Annotated in this window: 2 protein-coding genes; both read left to right on the top strand. The window is 38.1% G+C overall.

The window, feature by feature from the left end:
* Positions 1-210: 210 nt before the first annotated feature.
* Entirely contained in the window at positions 211-822 is a 612-nt protein-coding gene (locus ACQKCG_RS13840) for a DUF3833 domain-containing protein (protein WP_101204382.1), read from the top strand.
* A gap of 317 nt (positions 823-1,139) precedes the next feature.
* Complete coding sequence (gene ssb, locus ACQKCG_RS13835) at positions 1,140-1,763, top strand: single-stranded DNA-binding protein (RefSeq protein WP_101204383.1); 624 nt, start codon at positions 1,140-1,142, stop codon at positions 1,761-1,763.
* Positions 1,764-2,387 lie beyond the last annotated feature (624 nt).

Raw genomic sequence — 2,387 nt, 5'->3', positions numbered from 1 at the left:
ATAGCGAACGATATCTTTTTTGTGTGAGAGCTTAAAGATTAACCGTTCGCTATTTTTTTTGCCATTAATTTGTCGCCAATGTTCAACACGCCCTAGTAGCTGTATATAAAAAAAAGCTAAATAGCAAAAAATGCACAGACAGCAATCTCATAAACCATCAGTATTAATAAGTAGAAACTAACTATTTATCTCTATTTAAAAGGAATTGATATGAGTAAATTTAAGATGTTGTCTGGTAGTGTCATCGAGGGTAAAAAGACGACGCATCTCTCAATAGCTAAGTTAACCATAGGTCTTGGTTTATCAGCCATGCTGCTGACATCTGGTTGCGCTACACAAAATATTCAGGCCTATCAGAACACCACACCAACGCTCGACATGCATGAGTTTTTTTCGGGTCAAATTGATGGTTGGGGTATGTTCCAAGGTCGAAATGGCGAAGTAAAAAAGCGCTTTTATGTTGATATTGATGCAACCCATGAGGGAGATGATGTCATTGTCCTAAACGAGAAGTTCTCGTGGGCAGATGGCACGAAATCGCAGCGTATATGGCGTCTGACTGAGCAGACAGATGGCAGCTGGAAAGGTGTCGCAGGTGATGTCATTGGCGAGGCAACAGGGCAAGTGGTTGGCAATACGTTGCACTGGAATTACTTATTAGAGTTACGTGTCGAGGACAAAACCTACAAAGTAACGTTCGATGATTGGATGTATCTTATCAATGAAGATGTCATGCTCAATCGCTCAGTGATGAAAAAATTTGGCGTAGAGCTGGGTAGCGTGACATTAAGTATGCATCGTAAGCCTTCCGATGCTAACTAGAAATCTCTAAATCATTTGATAATAAGTAAGGTGCTATGCAATATCGATAAAGGTAGACGGTGTTCTTCAGCGTCTTAAAATGGCAAAATAGCAGCATATTTATCTATTACCTGTTATTTATTGGACTCTACAATATCGACTAGCATACCTAGATAGAGTGTCTAAGCGACATAGACTGACGTGCACCATAGGTGGCCTATAGATATTTCGATAAAAATTGGTTAAAGTAAAATTATACAATTGATAGTATCAACTGATGCTATCAGATAACGATTAAAACAGTTTATTAAATTATTCATAAGTAAAAGGACGGTATCATGCGCGGAGTCAATAAAGTTATCATCATCGGTAACCTCGGAGCAGATCCTGAGGCACGCCAATTCAGCAATGGCGGTAGCGTAACCAATATCTCGGTTGCGACATCAGAGCAGTGGACAGACAAACAAAGCGGCGAAAAAAGAGAAGCGACAGAGTGGCATCGTATCGCACTTTTTAACCGTCTAGGTGAAATCGCAGCGCAATACCTGCGTAAAGGCAGCAAAGTCTATATCGAAGGTAGTTTGCGCACACGTAAATACCAAGACCAAAGTGGTCAAGACCGTTATATTACTGAGATTCGTGCTGAACAAATGCAGATGCTCGATGGTCAAACTGGCGGCGGTCAGGGTGGAGATAGCTTTGGTGGTCAGAACCAAGGTCAGAGTGGCGGCTATAATAATCAAGGTGGCCAAAACAACCAGAATAACTTTGGTCAGCAAGCAAATAACCAGATGGCACATCAAGGCGGCTATAACCAACCAGCGGCTCAAGGTGGTCAGAACAGTTTTAACAATCAAGCGCCTGCTCAGCAAAACCAGTTCAATCAGCCAGCACAGAAACCTGCACAATCTAAGCCTACAGCAATGCCAGACGGCCCTGTAGATGATGATATTCCGTTCTAACTTATACCTTAGACTTTAATGTAAAAAAGCCCTGCAACTGCAGGGCTTTTTTAATGCTTGCTATAGTTGATTCAGTTTAAAAGAGATATAAGGCAACTGAGTGCAGATGTAACTGTGATACTTCAAGCGAGGTTAACGCTGTAGCTCTTTTATAGAGGATTAACTAAATCCAAAAATATAATTCAGTTGATACTTTTTAACGTAGCTAAACTAATTTTTTATTGAATAATTTTTAATTTATTTAATATGCTCTTAATACCTAAACGATTAAACTTAAGTTTATTTGGCATTGGTTTAATACTATTGGTTTTCACATTAGCTAGTATGCCTACTACCTTCTATACTCTATATTGACCGTTTGTACCAAAAAATAATTATGATTAGTGACGTTTAGTTTTAAAAATTGCTATACTAACTTTATATGGCGTATAGTTAATATATATTGATCGTTTTTAAATAAAATAAATTTCGATGATAATAGCCAAAGTTTTACTTGTTTCTTATTAATAAATCGAAAGCTATTTGGATAATATAGTCACTGCACTACAAAAGAGTTATGTTTTGGATGAATATCATAAAACAATTTAGATAAGTCATTTTCCATCCAACCTTGGCGTAAAAACT

It is taken from the genome of Psychrobacter sp. NPDC078929 (assembly GCF_050267985.1).
Classification (GTDB): domain Bacteria; phylum Pseudomonadota; class Gammaproteobacteria; order Pseudomonadales; family Moraxellaceae; genus Psychrobacter.
Note: the sequence above shows the minus strand (reverse complement) of the source record. Positions and strands in the feature narration are given on the sequence as shown.